At 65.9% G+C, this 17,994-nt stretch carries 17 protein-coding genes and 2 tRNA genes; 12 read left to right on the forward strand and 7 right to left on the reverse strand.

Features of this window, described 5'->3' with window-relative positions; all coding sequences use genetic code 11:
- The first annotated feature begins 117 nt into the window (after positions 1-117).
- Positions 118-408, forward strand: coding sequence for a hypothetical protein (locus OZ403_RS16210; RefSeq protein ID WP_140790924.1), 291 nt, complete (start codon positions 118-120; stop codon positions 406-408).
- On the opposite strand, the gene OZ403_RS16215 is transcribed toward OZ403_RS16210, so the two are convergent.
- The 4 genes from OZ403_RS16215 to hrpA form a co-directional block, all read right to left on the reverse strand.
- Positions 378-743: a serine hydrolase domain-containing protein gene (locus OZ403_RS16215; protein ID WP_268784564.1), complete on the reverse strand. Its 366-nt coding sequence runs from the start codon at positions 741-743 to the stop codon at positions 378-380. The two genes, OZ403_RS16210 and OZ403_RS16215, sit on opposite strands and share 31 nt — an antisense overlap.
- 123 nt (positions 744-866) lie before the next feature.
- Positions 867-1,112, reverse strand: coding sequence for a hypothetical protein (locus OZ403_RS16220; RefSeq protein WP_174260046.1), 246 nt, complete (start codon positions 1,110-1,112; stop codon positions 867-869).
- 285 nt (positions 1,113-1,397) lie between these two features.
- On the reverse strand, positions 1,398-2,054 hold the full coding sequence (locus OZ403_RS16225; protein ID WP_140790926.1) for a DinB family protein: 657 nt from the start codon (positions 2,052-2,054) through the stop codon (positions 1,398-1,400).
- 291 nt (positions 2,055-2,345) lie between these two features.
- The gene (gene hrpA, locus OZ403_RS16230) at positions 2,346-6,056 is read right to left on the reverse strand and encodes an ATP-dependent RNA helicase HrpA (RefSeq protein ID WP_268784565.1); all 3,711 of its coding nucleotides are present in this window, start codon (positions 6,054-6,056) and stop codon (positions 2,346-2,348) included.
- Between the two features lie 711 nt (positions 6,057-6,767).
- Here hrpA and OZ403_RS39725 point away from each other — a divergent pair.
- Together OZ403_RS39725 and OZ403_RS39730 are read left to right on the forward strand one after the other, a co-directional pair.
- Entirely contained in the window at positions 6,768-7,313 is a 546-nt protein-coding gene (locus OZ403_RS39725) for a helix-turn-helix domain-containing protein (protein WP_140874824.1), read from the forward strand.
- Positions 7,225-7,908: an IS630 family transposase gene (locus OZ403_RS39730; protein WP_140798274.1), complete on the forward strand. Its 684-nt coding sequence runs from the start codon at positions 7,225-7,227 to the stop codon at positions 7,906-7,908. Before OZ403_RS39725 ends, OZ403_RS39730 begins: the two co-directional genes overlap by 89 nt.
- Here OZ403_RS39730 and acpP read toward each other — a convergent pair.
- The gene (gene acpP, locus OZ403_RS39470) at positions 7,898-8,266 is read right to left on the reverse strand and encodes an acyl carrier protein (protein WP_140790937.1); all 369 of its coding nucleotides are present in this window, start codon (positions 8,264-8,266) and stop codon (positions 7,898-7,900) included. The genes OZ403_RS39730 and acpP overlap by 11 nt on opposite strands.
- Before the next feature lie 103 nt (positions 8,267-8,369).
- Between acpP and OZ403_RS16245 the strand changes: the two genes are divergently transcribed.
- From OZ403_RS16245 to OZ403_RS16275, 7 genes are all read left to right on the forward strand, one after another.
- The gene (locus OZ403_RS16245; protein WP_140790939.1) at positions 8,370-8,648 is read left to right on the forward strand and encodes a hypothetical protein; all 279 of its coding nucleotides are present in this window, start codon (positions 8,370-8,372) and stop codon (positions 8,646-8,648) included.
- 368 nt (positions 8,649-9,016) lie between these two features.
- Complete coding sequence (locus OZ403_RS16250) at positions 9,017-10,339, forward strand: AHH domain-containing protein (RefSeq protein WP_268784566.1); 1,323 nt, start codon at positions 9,017-9,019, stop codon at positions 10,337-10,339.
- A 3-nt stretch (positions 10,340-10,342) separates the two neighbouring features.
- The gene (locus tag OZ403_RS16255) at positions 10,343-10,915 is read left to right on the forward strand and encodes an imm11 family protein (protein ID WP_174259279.1); all 573 of its coding nucleotides are present in this window, start codon (positions 10,343-10,345) and stop codon (positions 10,913-10,915) included.
- Positions 10,916-11,111: 196 nt separating this feature from the next.
- A complete protein-coding gene (locus OZ403_RS16260) occupies positions 11,112-11,816 on the forward strand; it encodes a hypothetical protein (protein ID WP_140798276.1) in 705 nt (234 codons plus the stop codon).
- 185 nt (positions 11,817-12,001) lie between these two features.
- Positions 12,002-12,865, forward strand: a complete 864-nt coding sequence (locus OZ403_RS16265) for a DUF2381 family protein (protein WP_268784567.1) — start codon at positions 12,002-12,004, stop codon at positions 12,863-12,865.
- Positions 12,862-14,655 carry a serine/threonine protein kinase gene (locus OZ403_RS16270; protein WP_140798278.1) on the forward strand — a complete coding sequence of 598 codons (1,794 nt, stop codon included), beginning with the start codon at positions 12,862-12,864 and terminating at the stop codon, positions 14,653-14,655. Before OZ403_RS16265 ends, OZ403_RS16270 begins: the two co-directional genes overlap by 4 nt.
- Before the next feature lie 157 nt (positions 14,656-14,812).
- Entirely contained in the window at positions 14,813-15,967 is a 1,155-nt protein-coding gene (locus OZ403_RS16275; protein WP_268784878.1) for a serine/threonine protein kinase, read from the forward strand.
- 139 nt (positions 15,968-16,106) lie between these two features.
- Here OZ403_RS16275 and OZ403_RS16280 read toward each other — a convergent pair.
- Positions 16,107-16,179, reverse strand: a tRNA-Glu gene (locus OZ403_RS16280).
- A gap of 23 nt (positions 16,180-16,202) precedes the next feature.
- Positions 16,203-16,275: transfer RNA gene (locus OZ403_RS16285), tRNA-Lys, on the reverse strand.
- A 192-nt stretch (positions 16,276-16,467) separates the two neighbouring features.
- Here OZ403_RS16285 and greB point away from each other — a divergent pair.
- Together greB and OZ403_RS16295 are read left to right on the forward strand one after the other, a co-directional pair.
- Positions 16,468-16,998, forward strand: a complete 531-nt coding sequence (gene greB / locus OZ403_RS16290; RefSeq protein WP_268784568.1) for a transcription elongation factor GreB — start codon at positions 16,468-16,470, stop codon at positions 16,996-16,998.
- Positions 16,999-17,007: 9 nt separating this feature from the next.
- Positions 17,008-17,955 (forward strand): deacetylase, encoded by a 948-nt coding sequence (locus tag OZ403_RS16295; protein ID WP_174258792.1) that lies wholly within the window; start codon positions 17,008-17,010, stop codon positions 17,953-17,955.
- Positions 17,956-17,994 lie beyond the last annotated feature (39 nt).

Genomic DNA, 17,994 nt, shown 5'->3' on the forward strand with positions numbered 1-17,994 from the left:
CGTAGTCTTTCCGTTCCCTGGAGGAAACTCACTTCACGCAGGGTGGACACGCCCAGCCCTGTCTCGATATGGTTTCAATTGCACCTGCGAAACATGTCTCACGACAAGGAGCCCCAAATGGCGCTGTCTCGTTGGGTCGTTGGAATCTCCGCGCTGCTTCTCAGCGCTTGCGGTGGACCGGCCGAATCGGAGGCGGAGGCCGGGCTTCCCGTGGGCGACATGAGCACGGTGGAGCAGCGCGCGGAGGAGCCCGGTGGTGGAGCGAGATATGGCCAGCACCGGACCTACTACCGCGAGGCGGCCAAGGTGAACTGGGCGGGGGCGTGGCACGCCGACTGCTCGGGGTACATCTCGCAGTCGGGGCAGGTGACTGCGTATTACACGGACGCCTTCTTCATCTGCTCGTAATGGGAGAGTGCGTAGCGAACGAAGTTCTTTGCTTCGTAGAGACGCATGTCCGTGCGCTGGGCGGCTAGTCCCGAGGTGTGGCTGAGCAGGTGTCGTAGCGTCACCTGGCCCTTGAGTCCCTCTTTCCATTCCGGGAACCAGGTCGAGACGGGCGTGTCTACCGAGGGAATCTTTCCTTCGTCGATGAGCATGCCGATGGCCATCGACACCACGCTCTTCGTCGCCGACATGCTCTCGATGAGGTGGCTCTCTCCACCGAAATACCACTCGCCCACGATGTTGCCGCGGTACATGACTACCAGGGCCGAGGTGCCGGCCTCCTCCGCGGCCTTCACCAACGCCGCCCTCCAGCCGAGCCTTGCACGCGTTTATTCGGCACTGCTCCACCAGCGCGTCGTAACCTGGGAGCTTGCGCACCGGCTCCAGCGCCTTGGCCTTGCGCATGCCGCCCGGGTCGGTCAGTCCGTGTGGCGCACCGCGAGCTCTCCCCAGGCGTACGAAGTGCTCGTGTCACCCGCGCGTGCCGCAATGAGGGCCGCGGACCACGCGACCTCCGGGAACCGGTGTTCCTGCTCCCAGGTCTGCTTCAACCGTTCGTGCGCCTTCGCGTGTGCCCACTCGAGCGTCTCCTCCCAGGCCAGGTTGATGGCGTAGGTGACCTCCGGCGGTGGGGCTGGAGCGATTTTTCGCGAGGGTCCGGCCATCAGATGGGTCACTGTGGGCTTCGGTGACTCAGTGATGGGCGGGGCGGAGTTCGACGTAGGGGGAGGGATGGTCGCACAAGCCAGCAGGGGGCAAAGCGAGTGAGGCTGAATTAGGGACGTCCTGCAGGAGCAGGGGCACCACTCCGTGCACGTTGGCTCCAGCAGTCCGGTGCGCCCTCGCGCGGTCGAGCGCCCCTTGCCCCGTTGTTCCACCGCCGCATGGCAAGGAGGGCACGCATTGAAGGGGCCGCCTCCGCTGAGCGCCCCGCGCCCCATCAGCCGTGTCTACGGGCTGGCCACCACCGGGGCTCCCGCCTTGGACTCCTGGCCGGACAGGAGCATGGCCTCGTGGAGCGCCTCGGCCATGTCGAAGTAGGGAATCTTGGGCTCCAGCCCCAGGCCGCGCGCGTACTGCGACAGCGCGCCCCGGTGGTGTGCCGTGTGGTCGAGCATGAGCTCGAAGACCTGGGCCGCCGTGAACCACGGAGGAAAGAGGGGATTGGGGAGCAGGGGCGCCTGCGTGAGCTCCTCCATCGTCCTGGCGCCGAACATCGCGCTGGCGGAGTCCATCGACCGGTCGAACAACTCCGCCGCCTTCTTGAGCGAGCGGCCCGCCTCCTGCAGTTCGGGAGTGTCGTTCCGCTCCTGGGGGCTGGTGTTGGCGCTCTGCGCCCAGGACATGTCGACGAAGCCCCGCTGGCGCTGCGACATCGTGGACCAACCCTCGAACGTGCCGAACAGACCCGAGAGGAAGTACTCGATGGCCGCCGCCGCGTGCAGCACTTGGCCCGCGGCGGTCATGCTCTCTTGAGTCAGTCGGAAGCTGGCGTCCCCATCCCTGAAACATTCCAAGGTGCGGTGGAAGTACTCCCGGTGCTTGCGGAGCTTCTGGACGAAAGGGTGGGATGTGGCTGGGCTCGCGGGGGTCTGGGAGGCATCCATGAACAGCTCCGTGGTGGCATCGGAAAGCGCCTATCGCTCCTCCGGATGCGCCCCTGAATCATGACGTGCCTCTCTGACGGGAAAATGGCGTCTTCCGGGGACTGTGCACCTGGGTGATCAACTTCCTGAACATGACGGGCGCGTGGTGTAGCCCCCTGAAGAGTCGGACAGGCTCGTTCCGGCCGGAGTCACCGGGGAGCGCGGGCCGTACTCCCGGCCGGCGGTGGGCAGTCGGGCGGCAGCACCTTGAGGACGCCGATGCTCTCGTCGCGGACGCACCGCCACCCGCTTCTAGCGCAGCGCCGCGAGGGCCGCGCCGACCTTCGCCACCGTCACCGACACGGGCGTCGTCACCTCCGGAGCGAAGATGGCCACGCGGAGCTCCTCGAAGGTCCACCGCAGATCCTGCGCCGCCTCCTGGTCACGCACGGTGGCGCGCCTGGCGAGGAAGGTCTCCCACAGGGGGGTGAAGGGCGCGGCCTTCCCTGCGTCCTTGCCGGGGTTCGCCACCGCACGCGACAGCCGTGCCTGGGCCGCGCAGAGGTAGCGCGGGTAGTTCAGCAGGCGCACGAAGGGAATCCACTCGATGAGGTTCGCGGGGAACAGGTGCCCGAGCTGCGAGCGGATGTCCCGCACGGCCGCCGCGCCGCTCGGCCCCTTTGATGCCGCCTTGAGTGCAGCGAGCGTCGCGGCGAGCTCCGAGGAGGTGACAACGACGGCGTTCGCCCAGTCCCGGGCCGCATGCTCGATGCGCGGTGAGCCCTCACGGACCAGCGCCTCGAAGGCCGCCTTCGTGCGGGGCAGCGGCGCACCCGGTGCGAGCTTGAACGCATCGTCGACGCTGCGTGCCAGGACGAGCGCCCGGAAGGCGTCGGCCTGGCCCCGCGCGGGCGGCGCGCCGTCCAGGGACGGGAAGGGCAGCGGCATGCGCGCGGCGCTGACGGCCACGTGTCCGCGCGCGGCGAGCATCAGGAGCCGGCGGACCCCCGTGCGCGTGGCCGCCTCGGCGGCGGAGGATGTCTCGAGCAGCACCAGGTCCACGGCAGCGCCCCGGTCGACGAGCGCGGGGTAGCTGCGGACCTCAATCCCGCCGACCCGCCGGGTGACCACGGGGGGCAGCTCGCCGAAGGTCCAGGCCGTCAGCCCCTTGCGCTCCCAGTCCGAAGGCGGTGCCGCGCTGCGCAGCGCCGCCCGTGCATGTCCCCCGTGCTGCTTGAGCAGCGCGTCGGCGTCGCGGCTCCGCGCGAGCTCCTTTCCCCGCTCGTCGAGCACCCGGAGCGTGATGCGCAGGTACGGCGCCACGGCATCCGCCCGGAGGGACTCCTCCGTCACGTCCACGCCGCACAGGCGGGACACCGCGCGTGCGAGCGCTGGAATCATCGGCCCGCGGAAGGGCACAAGTTCCTTCTCGAGACGGTCGACCAGGGCCGGCACCGGCCCCAGCTGCTTGCGCTGGGCGCGGGGGACCTGCTCGAGCAGGGCGGTGAATTTCTCCCGCTGCCACCCGGGGATGGTCCAGTCGAGCTCACCCGGGACCAGCTGGGCGAGCAGCAGCAGTGGCACGCTCAGGGTGATGCCGTCGTCCTCGGCCGCGGGATCGAAGGTGTACGTCACCGGCACGGACGCGCCGTGCAGGGTGATGGCGTCCGGGTAGTGCGCCGGGGACAGGTCCGGGTCGTGCGAGAGGGCGTCCTCCATCGAGAGCACGAGCACGTCGGGGTCGGCCGCCTCGGCCTTTCGGCGCCAGACCTCGAAGCCCGCTCCGTCCGTCACGTCCGCCGGGAGGCGCTGGTCGAAGAACGTCAGCAGCGCCTCGCTGTCGAGTAGCTCGCTGCGCCGGGCCTTGTCCCGCAGGCGCGCCACGAGTTCGAGCACCTGACGGTTCTTCTCCTGGAACGCCCCCCGGGTGCGGTACTCGCCGCGCACCAGGGCGTGCTCGATGAACATCAGCCGTGCCCGGGCGGGGTCCATGCTGGCCAGGGCCACGGGGCGCTCCTTGAAGACTGGAAGCCCGAAGAGGGTCGCGTTCTCCTTCACGACGGCGCGCGCGGACTTCTCCGACCAGTGCGGTTCGGAGTAGCTGCGCTTGAGCAGGTGGGGGGCCGCCGCCGCGAGCCACTCCGGGTCGAGCTTCGCCACGGTGCGCGCGAACAGCTGGGATGTCTCCACGAGCTCGAACGCCATCACCCAGGCAGGGGGCTTTTTCGCGAGCGCCGACGAGGGGTGAACCATGAAGCGCGTCTGCTTCGCGCCCGTAAAGTGGCGCTGCTCCGGATGCCACTGGCCGATGCGGGACAGGAGCCCGGTGAGGAGCGCCTGGTGCAGGAGGTCCCCGCGCGCCGGGGCGCCCCGGCCCTTGCGCGGCAGGCGCAGCTCGCGGACGGTCTCCTCGAGCTGGCGCTGGACGTCCCGCCACTCGCGCACCCGCAGGAAGGACAGGAAGTTGTCCCGGCACACGCGCCGCAGATGGGACGTCCCCCGGCCCTCGGCCTCGCGCACGAACGCCCACAGCTTGAGGAGCCCCATGAAGTCCGAGTGCTCGTCACGGAAGCGCCGGTGCAACTCGTCCGCCTTCTGCGCGAGCTCGCGTGGCCGCTCGCGCGGGTCCTGCAGGTTGAGCGCCGCGGCGACGATGAGCACCTCGTCCAGGCACCCGTACTCGGCGCCGGCGAGAATCATCCGCGCGATGCGCGGGTCCACCGGGAAGCGCGCGAGCTGGTGCCCGAGCGGCGTCAAGGTGCGCTCCTTGCCCTCAATGGCCCCGAGCTCCTCGAGCACCCGCCAGCCCTCGGCGATGGCCCTCGGCTGGGGCGGGTCGAGGAAGGGGAAGTCCTCGACGTCGCCGAGGCCGAGGGACTTCATCCGCAGGATGACCCCCGCGAGCCCGGTGCGCTTGATTTCCGGGTCGGTGAAGGCGGGCCGCGTGGTGAAGCTCGCCTCGTCGTAGAGGCGCACGCAGATTCCCTCGCGCACGCGGCCGCAGCGCCCCTTGCGCTGGTCGGCGCTGGCCTGGGAGACCGGCTCGATGTGCAGGCGCGTGGTGCCCGAGCGCGGCTCGTAGCGCGACAGGCGCGCCACACCCGTGTCCACGACGTACACGATTCCCGGGATGGTGACCGACGTCTCCGCGACGTTGGTGGCGAGGATGACCCGGCGCTCGGGGATGGTGGCGAAGACGCGCGACTGCTCGGCGGCCGACAGGCGCGCATACAGGGGCTGCACCACCGTGCCGCGGAGCTCGCGCGCGTTCAGGGCATTCTCGGCCTCGCGGATTTCCCGCTCCCCGGGGAGGAACACGAGGACGTCCCCGTCCGGGTCGAGCGAGAGCACGTTCGCCACCGCATCGGCGACGGAGTCTGCGAGCTCGGTGTCCTCGGGAGGCGGCTCGTAGAGCACGTCCACCGGAAAGGTACGGCCCTCCACCTGGATGACCGGCGCCCCCCCGAAGAACTGCGAGAAGCGCTCGGTCTCGATGGTGGCCGAACTCACCACCACCTTGAGGTCGGGGCGCCTGGGGAGGATGCGCTTGAGCCACCCGAGCAGGAAGTCGATGGTGAGGCTGCGCTCGTGGGCCTCGTCGAGCACGATGGTATCGTAGCGGCGCAGGAGCGGGTCGCTGTGAATCTGCGCGAGCAGGACCCCGTCGGTCATGAACTTCACGGCCGTCTGCCGGGACGAGCGGTCCTCGAAGCGAATCTGGTAGCCGACGTCCGTGCCCAGCTCCGTGCCGAGCTCGCGTGCCACGCGCGCCGCCACGCTCGTCGCGGCGATGCGCCGGGGCTGGGTGACGCCAATCTGGCGCGGGCGGCCGCGCCCCATGGCGAGCAGGACTTTGGGCAGCTGCGTCGTCTTCCCCGAGCCGGTGGCCCCCGCGACAATGACCACCTGATGGGCGGTGATCGCCGCGGTGATGTCCTCCACCCGGCTCGAGATGGGGAGCTCGGGGGGGAAGTGCAGGGTGGGCAAGCCGCCGGGGGTGGGGACGGGTGAGTCGCCGGACATGGCAGCATGGCCTATCACTGAAGCACACGCTCCGCCCCTGCCGAATCGTGTGGGCGCCTGCGCGCCCGGCGTTCCTGGAGGGATTCTCCCTGCACGCCGATACGCACCTGCTCTTCACCGGGCTGGAGCTGCTCCGTCGGCTGGCCAGCCTGGTTCCTCTACCGAGGACGAACCTCACCCGCTTCCATGGCGTGCTTGCCCCGGGGGCGAGAGTCCGGCCATTTCTGGTCTCCGCAGCGGCGGCGCTGGGCGAGGAGGAGGCACCCGGTTCAGATGCGGCAGCTGGGGCCATGTGCCGGAAGCATCAGTGCGCCCGGAGGCTGGATGGGGCAGGGTTGCTGCACAAGACGTTCGCAGAGGACGCCTTCTGCGGCCCGAGGTGAGAAGGAATGCGGCGGGTGCTGGGGTACCTCACCCAGGGCAGCGTCATCCGGCGCAGTCTTCGCCACCTGCGGCTGCCCTTTTCAGCATGAAGGTGTGGATGCGGTGCGCGGCCACCGACCGCGCGGTCGTCCAGTTCCGGGGGATGGCCCCTCAGGCGCCCCGCGGGTAGCCGTGTCCGCGGGGCTCTCCAAGGTGCTCACTGACGTTCCGGTGAGGAGCGGTTGCCTGGAGGCCCTGGCCAGCGTGTCCTCGCTCTCTGGTGCCTACGCGCGCCTAGTCCTCTGACCGGGAGGAGATTAACGAGCGGTCCGTACGTGTTCTCCTGTCATGAGGACGCACGCTCGAAATCGAGGGCTGAAGCTGAAGCAGGCGGACAGGGCAGCGCTGGAGGCGCTGACACACCGGGGGCGCGAGTCGGTGCGAGTATTGAGGCGAGCGCGAGTGCTGCAGTTGCTGTCCGAGGGCTGGACGGTAGTGGGAGCAGCCGAGGCGGTAGGCGTCACGCAAACCACGGCGCGCACCGTCCGTCGCCGCTACCAGCAGGAAGGCTTGGTGGGAGCGCTGCATGAGAGGCCACGGCCCGGAGCGGCGCGGCTTCTGACGGAGAGGCAGGCCAGCGAGGTAGTCGCCATGGTGTGTGCGCCGCCGCCGGAGGGCCGCGGCCGCTGGACGGTGCGCCTCATTGCCCAGGAGGCGGTGCGCAGGGGCTTCGTTGCGAAGGTTGGGCGGGAGACCGTGCGCGAACTGCTCCTGCGTCATGACTTGAAGCCTTGGCGGGAAAAAAATGTGGTGCGTGCCCAAACTGGACACCCAGTACATCGAGCACAGGGAGGACGTTCTGGAGTTGTACGCGCGGCCACTGTGCCCGGCTGAGCCCGTCGTCTGCTTCGATGAGAGGCCCGTGCAACTACTGGAGTGGGTACGTCCTGCTTCGCCGGCCTGCCCTGGACGAGAGGCACGCCAGGAATACGCCTACTTCCGCTGTGGCACCGCCAATCTCTTCTGCGCTGTGGCGCCCAAAGCGGGCTGGCACTTCGTGAAGGCCACGCCCAACAGAAAGAGCGAGGCATTCGCCGAAGCGCGGCGAGACATTGCCAGTCACTACCCGGACGCAGAAACCATTCACCTGGTGCTCGACAACCTCAGCACCCACTCCTGCCGCGCCCTGGAGGTACGATACGGGAGGCGGGCAGGCCGTCGACTCTGGCGCCGTTTCACGGTGCATTTCACGCCTGTGCACGGCAGTTGGCTCAATCAGGTGGAGGTAGCGATTTCGCTACTCTCTCGTCATTGCCTGGGCAAGCGACGCATCCCAACCCTCGACAAGCTCGACCAAGAAACAGACGCATGGGAGCGATGGGCCAACCTCCAGCGGCTGCGAATCCGCTGGAGGTCACTGTCCCAAAGGCCCGAGAGAGGTTCGGCTACGACCCACCAAACTTCTCCCGGTCAGAGGACTAGCCTCTGACCGCCCCTAGAACGTACTTGCAAGCATCTCCGACGGTATTGATGAGCTCTGTATGTTCATCGGGAATTGAAATGTCAAATTCCCTCTCCAGAGCCATGAAGAACTCAGCTAGGTCAAGCCAGTCCATTCCCAGGTCGTCGACGAGCGAGGCTCCGTCGGTAACTTGGGAACTCTCGGCTCCGGATTGCTCCAGTACGATTCTTTTTACACTCGAGCAGATAGTTAAAGTACTGGCGGCATCCTGCGCGGGCGATAGTTGAATAGTGGTGGATTGGCTATGTGAGGCCAGTCCCTCGGTTGAGACCAGCAGTGCGGCGAGAAGGCCAAGCGTTGCGTAACGAATAGCGGGGTGGCGCATGTGACTCCTAGGCTTTGGGAGGCTGTCATCTTTGTGTGGTCCGAATTTGTGGTCAAGGATTTATGGTGGTGCTGGTTGTGTTTAATGTTTGTGCTAATTTTCGCTGGTTGTGCTGCTCGCGCTTCCCGCGTCCGGCTCGGAGGTTATCAGCGTCGAGCGCGCTCAGCTCTTCCCGGATGGAGGTACGGCAGCCGTCGAGGTTGAGGGCGGCTGCTGGCTGTCGGAGAGCCGATGCATTCGAACCGCGTCGGAGATTGCGCGGCTGCGCGCCGAGAACGAATCGTTACGCCAGCAGGCGGGGGACGTGTCCTTCACGGTCGCCGTCGTGGCCCTGCTTGCCGGGCTTGGGGCCGGGTTCGCCGTTGCGAGGCTCGCGAACTGATAGTGGGCGGCTGTGGAATCGGCGCGGTCGGTCTGGGACCTCGCGACGCCGTGAACTGCGTACTCACCGCAGCCGCCCGGCCGCCTTCATACAGAAGCGACAGTGAATGGTAAAGTGGGTCCGCCGAAGTGCCTCGGGACCCGTGGGGAGGGTGCGGCTTGGCGGTCGCCGGTTGCGCCCTTCGGCGGTGCCCATCGGCGCGCTGCTCGCCGTGATTTCATGCTGCCCAGTCCTGGACGACGTAGATGCCGGTGATGCAGTAGACCTTCAAGGTTTCCATGGTCTCGTAGGACCATAGAGATTGTCAGACTTGGCTGGTATGTGGCCTTTAGCTTGCCGATGTGCTGGCGGGCTGACCCGGGGGCTACATGCGAGCTTTAGGAATTGCTGCACTGTTGCTGCTTGCGAGCGGGTGCGCGTCGACTCGTGTCGTGCATCTGCACACTGGGGGCGGAGATCCAATCACCTTCACTCCAGTTGAGTCCGACCCTGTCGAGATAGGCAAAGACGAGTTCAAGCGTGCTGTCGCGCAGCTCGTGCTCGACATGAGGCTCGACGTCGCCTTCAGGGAGGTTGAAGAGGACGGTCGCCGCTCGTTACTCGCATCATCTGAGGGGCTCGTTGACGGCGCACAAGGCAGGTCTGTCCCCTCGGCATACGAGCGCATTTGCCAGCGGCAAGACGAGCCCCATAGCTGCCTGAGCATGCTTGCCGGTGGGTTTTCGCTGGGGCCTTCCGAGCGGCGAATGCTCGCGCTCTACTTCGCGCTCGACACGGTGTGGGCGGGCGTCGAGGACGCGATTCGCGACATGGTGAACCCTGCCGCGCTGCGAGCGATGGTGACAAGCATGATTGGGGTGGCGCTCGTGATGCTGGTCGCGCCTGAGCCGATTACGAAGGTCATCGCGATTGCCCTGACGGCCTCGCTGATTGCCTACCTTGGGACGGGGCCGGTGTGGAATCTCGGGCAAGGGTTTCTGCGCTTGCTCGACGAGTCCCGGGATGCGGCGGGCTTCGCGGACCTGGAGCGGGCCGGGCATCGCTTCGGAAAGGTGCTGGGGGACAACGGGGCCCGCGTCCTGGTGATCGTCGCGCTGTCAGCGCTGGGGGGGAAGAGCGCGATGGCGTCACAGGGACCGAAGATGCCGGGCTTCGCTCAGGCGGCTTCCCGGGCGCAGCTTGAAGGGGGCTTCCAGCTATCGGGCGCCCTGGCCGGGGAGGTTCAGGCGATCTCGATTTCGTCGGCTGGGGTGCTGAACGTGACGCTCGCACCGACAGCGGTTGCCGCGGTCGCGATGGGCGCAGGCGAAGGCACTGCCCCTGCCGTGGGAGTCGGAGGGCGGATTCAGGGCGACCCTGATGGCGAAATTCACCATATTTGCACTGACAAGAATGATAAATCCGACAGGACAGGTGGCCCGTGGACTCCTGTCTTTAGGGACTTCTTTAAGCAGGCAGGGTTGAGTTTGGATGACACCGCAAACCTGGTTCGCATCAGAGGCCACAAGGGCTCTCACACGCGCGAGTACCATCAGGAAGTGCTGAACCGAATCAGCATTGCGATGAAGGGATGCAGAGACACCGCGCAGTGCCGGAGTAGGTTGGTCAACGAGTTGAGCAAAATTGCTCGTGACCTTACGACGGCGGGAACTAAGATGCGGAAGCTCATTCTGAAAGACCCGGGAGTATGATTCATGGAACGACGATTCTTCGGCCTCGACTTCGATGTGTATGTGCCGGGTCGTTGGTATCTCGCTGAACCCACCAGTCCAGCGGGGCAGACAGTTCCAAATATCTGGGCGTTCGTCGAAGGAAGGCCAGTGGCTCCCCCTGAGTTGCTGCGAGTCCCATTGTCCCGACCGGGGAGGCCGCTCGACTTCGACAAGACGACCGTTGGAGGAACGCCGATTGTTGGCGCGCGTGTGGCCTACGTGTTCCGTGAGATGGCGCCCGATGACGTTCAGCTATTCCCCGTCGTGGTTGAGGGGCAACGCGAGCCGTACTACCTACTGAACGTCGCTCGCACCGTTCGCTGTATTGACGACGCGGCGTGTGAAGAGGTTCAGCGCTTTACGGAAGAGGACGGAGACCCGGAGCGACTTGGCGAATACCGTTCCGTTTCGGGGCTGCGGATTGATAAGTCGAAGGTCCGTGACGCCCGCGTCTTTCGGCTCTGGGGCTATCACATCCCCATCATTGTCGACGAAGAGGTCAAGGCTGCGCTCGAAGCGAATGGCATCGTCGGGGGCAAGTTCGAAGAGGTCTGAACCACCCATCGCAGTCCTCATGTCGCCTCGGCGCTACCGTGAGCGGTGCTGGGGTGAGCTGCTCTTGAAGGGGGCTCTGGCAGAGGATGGCTGCCCGTGGCAGGCAGAGGCTTTGCTAGATGAACCCACTGCGCGCGGCTTCCTGGTGGTCTGAGGCGGTTGAATTGCCAAGCCGGGCGCAAGTAGCCTCCCGGGCATGCGCGCTCTCCGATTGCTGCCCGTTGCTGGTGTGGTCCTGATTCTGGCCTGCAGCGAACCGGCGGGGAAGGCACTGGCGAAGCAGCCCACGGCTGCGGAGGTGCTGGGCGTCAAACCCGACTTCACTCCCCGCTACGAGATCATCAACATGGATCGCCTTGACATTGCAGGGGTCCCCCGCCTGCTCGTGAGGGTGCGCGTGCCCCGTGGGCTTTCTCGGGAGGATCTGGAATCAAACGTCCGACATGCGCTGCTCAAGTCTTACGACAGCGTGCCCGTGAGGCTCGGGGCAGTCAGCGTGGCTGCGTATGGCTCGGAGCGGATGAACATGGGGGCCGACGCCGCAATCGGTGAGTTTGCCCCTGGTGGGCAGTGGAGCGCAGCCGATCCGGGCGTGCCACTTTCCGAGTGGCAGGCGAAGATCAGCCTGGATGATTCCTATTTCAATCAGAGGTCGTATTTCGCAAAGGGGACGCGCGCCACCCTCGTCTTTTCATCCGAGTTCTCGGACACCATCAGTCTGTCGCGCAAGGCAGATCGGTGGCTCGCTGAGGACCTCTTGGCGGAGCTGAAGCCCGGCGTCTCGGTGGTCGTGGTCGGGTATGAGGACTTCGGCAAGGCCGGCGTGCGCTACGAGGTGGAGACGGCCAACAAGCCGAAGCGGAAGGGGTGGGTCCACAGCTTCGCGTTGAAGGCCGAATAAGCCCATCCTTTGAGAGAAGTGGATGACCCGCTACTTTGAGGCACCGAGTCCCAAGGCGGGACCAACAAGCCAAGAGTGAGGCAAGGGGGACCGCTCACCGCACGGGGCGTGCTGGCCTGTAGGAAATAGGCCCACTGCGCGAGTATCTGCGATGGTAGCTTCCTGCTCTGGGAGGTCATGCGCCTTTGATCCAACCGGTCAGATTGGCCCTTACGCTCGTTCTCGCGTGGGAGGCTGCGACGCCAGCCATGGCGGCACAAGAGGAACGCGCGAAGCGGGACCGAGCGGTGTCCGTTGCAAACAGCCCCGCAGATGCTCTTCCTGTCGTCCGCGTTGCGCATGACACGCCGACGCTCTTCCTGTTTCCGGCTCCCATCAACCGGAAGACCCTGACCTTCGACGAGTCGCGGATTCGCGTCCTCGATGCCGGTGAGCGGTCGGTCATTGTTCAGCCCGTGGCGAACCTCCCTGAAGGCGAGCGCTACGAAGTCGGGGTCTTCTTCGCGGATGGCCGGGCTCCTGCGCGAGCTGCCTTCTCACTGATCACGGACCAGACCGAAGTGGACACGCGGATCGACGTGCAACGTCCCGAGTTGACGGACATTGCGTGCCCGGTAGACGTGCCGCGAACACCTCGACCCGAAGACTTCGTGCTGCTGGGGTTTGTCGACAAGGAAGGCGTAACGGCGACACTGATTAAGCCGTATGACGACGCGTCCCAAGGATTCTCCATAGTTTCAGCTATCGCTTATCGTGGGCAGGGATGGGTGTTGGTCGATGCGACAATACGAAATCATCCTGGGCGGTCAATTTGGGAGCCGCGAGAGGCCGTGTTGACGGGACGTGCTGGCTTGCCGCTGCGCGCTCGGCTTGTGACAGTGGAAGCGGGGGAGATCGTTCCAGGTGGAAGTGGGCGCATTCTCGCGGTTGCTGAAGTAAATCAGTTGAGCGCGAGCCCGGTCTTCACGTTGGAGATGGTAGGGGATGGACGCATGCTCACGATTCCCAATGTGAGGCTGCCGAAGGTCGCCTCTGGGGGAACTCCATGAACGTGATTTCGATGTTCCCGGCATCTGGCATGACCATCGATGGTTGGAGTGTTGTCAGGGAGCTTGGAAACGGAGGGTTTGCAGTCGTCTACCTCGTCGAGAAGCACGGTCGTAAATGCGCGCTCAAGTTGGCGCGTCATCGTGATTCGAGCGGGGACGACAAGCAAACACATGCGAGGACGCTTCGGGAGCTTTCGGCGCTCCTTCTCCTAGACCATCCGAATATCGTCAATCATCGAGGGTATGGGTACTCCGAGCCGGGGAATGTCTATCTTGCGCTTGAGTACATCGATGGGTGGACCCTTGCCGAATGGGCGGAGCGTAAACACCCCACGGTTCAAGAGGTCTTGCAGGTCTTCGATAAGATTTCCGCCGCGCTTTCGTACATGCACGGCCGTGGCGTTCTGCATCGGGATTTGAAGCTGTCCAACGTTTTGATCCGGAAGAGCGATGGCGAGCCGGTCATTATCGACTTTAGCTGTGCAAGCTACTCGTTGGCTGAAGAGCTGACGGATTGGGGCTTGCCTCCGGGGACGGATCGCTTTCGCGCGCCGGAGCAGTTCGCATGGCTTCGGGAGCACAAGGCCGAACAGCGCGCGAAGTACGCCTTCCGTGTCGCGGACGAGATTTTCGCGGTCGGCGCCATGCTCTATGAGTTACTGACTGACCCGCGACCGACGGAAGTCCAAGCGCGAGTTACGCTCAACAGCACCGTCATGAAGCCGCCTCCCGCGCGTGCGTTGAACGAGCGTGTTCCAGAAGCTCTGAACGACCTCGTTGATTGCATCCTGTCGCGTGACCCGGCCAAGCGTCCCGTCGACACCGAGGCGCTACGTCGCGAACTGGGCGAACTCCTGGCCTATTCGAGCGCGGAGTTCCTGTCCCCGGTGCATCCTCCGTCCGAACAGCGGCAGCAGGATGCGCCGGAACAGGTGCTGCCTCCCGTGGAGGTTCCGGACCCGCGAGAACCCCTTGATCGTGGTCCTGGGCGTGCTGGAAGGGGGCTCCTGGCGGGTTTGGCTACGCTCGTCGTGCTAGCTGTGGCCGGGGGATTCTGGCTCAGCCTCGGAGAAGCGACGCAGTCTCGGGAGTCGCAGGTTGCTAGTGCGTCACCCCCTCCCAGTTCCCCGCATTCCGCGCCGCTCCCATCGGCCGCCCCTGCTATGTCACCTCCTAGCCCCCCTCCTGTGCTGCTGACGGGGCAAGTAACTGCCGCTCCGAAGGAAGGTTCAACCGTGAAGACGACTCCGTCACCCGAAGTCCCACCCCAAGGACGCCAGTCACGCGGGAGGACGAAAGCCGCCGCTGCTGCCGACTGCGCGACGATGACGCTCGTTGCGGCGCTCGCGGCGGGTTGCCCTGGGGCGCAGATTCGGCCCGAAGCGTTCACCTGTCCGGCTGGTGCGGAAGAGGTGATGCGGGAGGATCTGCGTTGGAAGGTGAATCAGAGTTTTGTCCTCACCTTGGATTCCCGACATGCGACAGACGACGACGTTTGGTTCACGGCTGGCGCGGATGTGGTGGGGGTTGTTCCAAAGGGCATTCCGTCGGGGCAAAGAGCGTTCGCTCCCCCAGGAACGCGCTTCTATGGCAAGGCATACTTCCTTTCCGACCGATTGGGCCGCTCGGAGGGGCCTGCATTGGTCATCCGCTACGACCGAGTGAAATTGCCAGGACAGGACGAGCGCCCCGTTTGCTTCGTCGTAGAGAACCCTTCTAAGGGGTATTCGGATGGCAGGGTGAAGGCGAACAACTTTGGGGGCGGCTACGTCGTGGACCGGTGGCCCTGAACGCCCCTGGGAGAACGTAATAGGTAGGAGGTGTCAATTTCGGCCCGAACAAGCCGTTTTGACCCCATGACCCGTGAGGGCGTTCCCTCGATCAGATGCCGCAGGTAGCGTTTTCCTCGTCGCATTGGTTGCGAGTTCGCACACGAGGGGCAACGGCATGTCGAAGGCAATCGAGTTCAAGATTCCGCGAGGGGCAATCCTCTTCTCGGCGGACGGGGTCGGCTACGAGTTCCGCGAGGACTTGGGGCCAACGCACCACGGGATGTCCCTGTTCGTAGCGCGGCTGCGGTCTGCGTCCGGGGCGCCTCGTGGGAAGGTGCTGCTCAAAGCGGTTCCGGCTCCATCGGAAACGGAAGGCGCTCGGGTCATGCGTGCGCGAGCGAAGCTCGACGAACAGGTTCGCCTTGCGACGTTCCTCAAGCATCCGGCCATCCTCAAGGTGCATGGACTGCACAAGGTCGAGGGCTACTGGTACGTCAGCACGGAGCACCCGGATGGCCACTCCCTGAACGAACTGCTGACGCTCGTCGGTGAGAGTAGGCGATGGTTCTCGCCGCTCTTTGTGCTCTACGTCGGCGCTCAGGTCGCGGCGGCCCTTGATCACGCGCACTCCGCGAAGGACGGGCAGGGCTGGTCGCTGAACATCGTTCATCGGGCCGTCGACGTTGAGCACATCTTCGTCAACTGGGACGGGACGGTTCAGCTCGCCGACTTCGGCCTCGCGCTGTCCGACTTGCCGGGCCGAGTGGCCTCGTCGGCGCGCGGCCCCTTAGGGGACCACTTCTATTCGTCGCCAGAAATGCTCCTCGGGGGGAGTGTCGACGCGCGCTCCGACCTCTTCACGCTGGGCGTCGTGCTGCTCGAACTGGCGACGGGGAAGAACCTGCTCTTCTGCCCGGACGACATCACGCCCGAAGTCATGGCCTCGCTGCCCACGAAGAAGCGTCGGCGGGTGGCTCGGGCGGTCAAGCGGGCCACGCTTGCGGGGGCGCCGCCGTTGGTGTCTGACGCGATTTGGCGCGCGGCGACGCTGACGGCTGCGGACGTAGACGCGATGACTGAGGGGCTTCCCCAGGGGCTACGCGTGACGCTGAACCGGCTCCTTCGGGATGCGCCTCGTGAGCGCTACCAGTCGGCAGGGGAGTTGGCGGCCCACCTGACGGCCTGGCTTGGCGGCACCTTCACGAAGGCCGACGCCGCAGCCGAGGTGAAGTCTCGAGCTGCTCAGGCAGAAGCGGCGCTGGATTCGATGGCGACCCTGCCGCCTCGTGGTCGCGGCAAGCGCAAGCCGGATGACGTGACGACGGCGTGATTGAGGTGCTTCTGGGCCAGTCGACGCAGTCGGGAAACAGGATGCGTTGGCCCGCGAAGGAACAACAAAGGAACAACACGGAGCGGCCAAAAACGAACGGGGTTGGACAGTTCGCACTGTCCAACCCCGCGTTTTTACATGTCCCCGACGGGATTCGAACCCGTGTTACCGGCTTGAAAGGCCAGCGTCCTGGGCCTCTAGACGACGGGGACAGCACACCTTCACTTCAACCACATGAGTCGCGGGGGGCTCGAACCCCCGACCCTCGGCTTAAAAGGCCGGTGCTCTACCAGCTGAGCTAGCGACTCGCACTATTCTTTTTTAAATTTTTCGCCACCACCCCGGAAGCCCCCGGGGCAGGCGCTTCCTACCAGCACTCAGCGACGCTTTCCACTGGCGAGCGCATGGGGCCGTTTCTGACAGCGCCCCGACCGCTTTCCGGTGAACGTCCGGGCCAGCGCCCTTCGCCCCGCGTCACCCCGTGGCGATATACAGGAGCCATGTCCCAGGACGTACATCCGGATGAACAGGAGACCGAGGACGACGCCGAGCGGGCTCCGTTCCGCCGCTACCTCACCCGGGCGGGCGCCGAGCGCCTGCACCGCGAACTCGTCCACCTTCTCAACGAGGAGCGCCCCAAGGTGACGGCCGAGGTCTCCGCTGCCGCCGCTCAGGGCGACCGCTCCGAGAACGCCGAGTACATCTACGGGAAGAAGCGTCTGCGTGAAATCGACCGCCGCCTCCGTTTCCTCCAGAAGCGCCTGGACACCGCCACCATCGTCACGCCCGCCGAGCAGACCGACCGCTCCCGCGTCTTCTTCGGGGCGACGGTGAGCCTGGAGGACGAGGACGGCGGCCGCAGCACCTACCAGATCGTCGGTTCCGACGAGATTGACGCCTCGGGCGGGCGCATCAGCGTCGAATCCCCCATGGGGCGGGCACTCATTCGCAAGGCCGTGGGAGACTCGGTCGAGGTGCGGCGGCCACGCGGGGACATCGAACTCACGGTGGTGGACATCCGCTACGAATAGGTGGAAGCCATGCCTCGGATTCAGCCCGTCAACCCCCGCTACCGTCGCATCTATCAGGCGCTGAGCGGGCCGGACCTGGCCGTTTCCGAGAGCGCGGGGATGACCCTGGAAGACCTGGGGCTGGGCAGCGCCGAAGCCTCCCGCGCGGACCTCGTCTTCGGCACCTACAGCCCCCAGGGCCTGGAGCGGGCCCTGCGTGCCTATGGGCTGTTCCAGCGCGTCGAGGAGCGGGTAGGGCCGCTGGAGCTTCGCGTCGTGTGCACGGACCCGTACCGGCCACGCATCATCCTTTGGAGCAGGCGGTTCTATGTCCCCGTGGCGGACCTGGACCTGCGGCGGACGACCGGGGCCGAGGTGGGGTTCGGTGACGCGCTCGCCGCCACGCCGCTGCTGTACCTGGACTCGCTGTTGCTCCAGAACCCGGGGCGCGCCTTCGACTGGAACCGGCCGCCGCTGCCCGGGCAGAACCACCCCGGGCTCAAGCTCGCCGGCCACATCCTGGACGTGCTCCTGCTGATGGCCCGCCGTATCGGCACCGAGGCCCTGGCCCTCACTCCTTCCACCTTCGCCGCCGCTTGCGTCTATGACCGCCGCTTCCTCTTCGTGGATGGCGCCGCGCAGGGCCGCTTCCTCGCGCTTCGTCAGGCGGGGCGGCACCTGCCGCGCTGGCTCCATGCGTGGGCGGTGGAGCTGCATTGCATGCGGGACCAGCACGGAGAGGCCGTGACCTTCAAACCTTCGCCCATGGTGTCTCCGCTGAGCTCGCGGCTGGGGCAGCACTTCGATGCGAACGCGTGGGATGACGCGCTCCAACTGGAGGCCCGGCGGCAGCTCACGCTGGATGAGGAGACGCTCCAGCGGCGCTTTCCCTGGGAGCGGATGCCCCCGGGGCCGCCGCCCGAGCGGGTGGCGGAGCTGCTCGGATATGATCCGCTCGCGCCTGTCGTGGCGCACTGAACGGACGGCCGCTCGTGCTACAGGGCTGATCCATGGTGA

This window comes from Myxococcus sp. NMCA1 (assembly GCF_026810205.1).
Lineage (GTDB): Bacteria > Myxococcota > Myxococcia > Myxococcales > Myxococcaceae > Myxococcus > Myxococcus xanthus_A.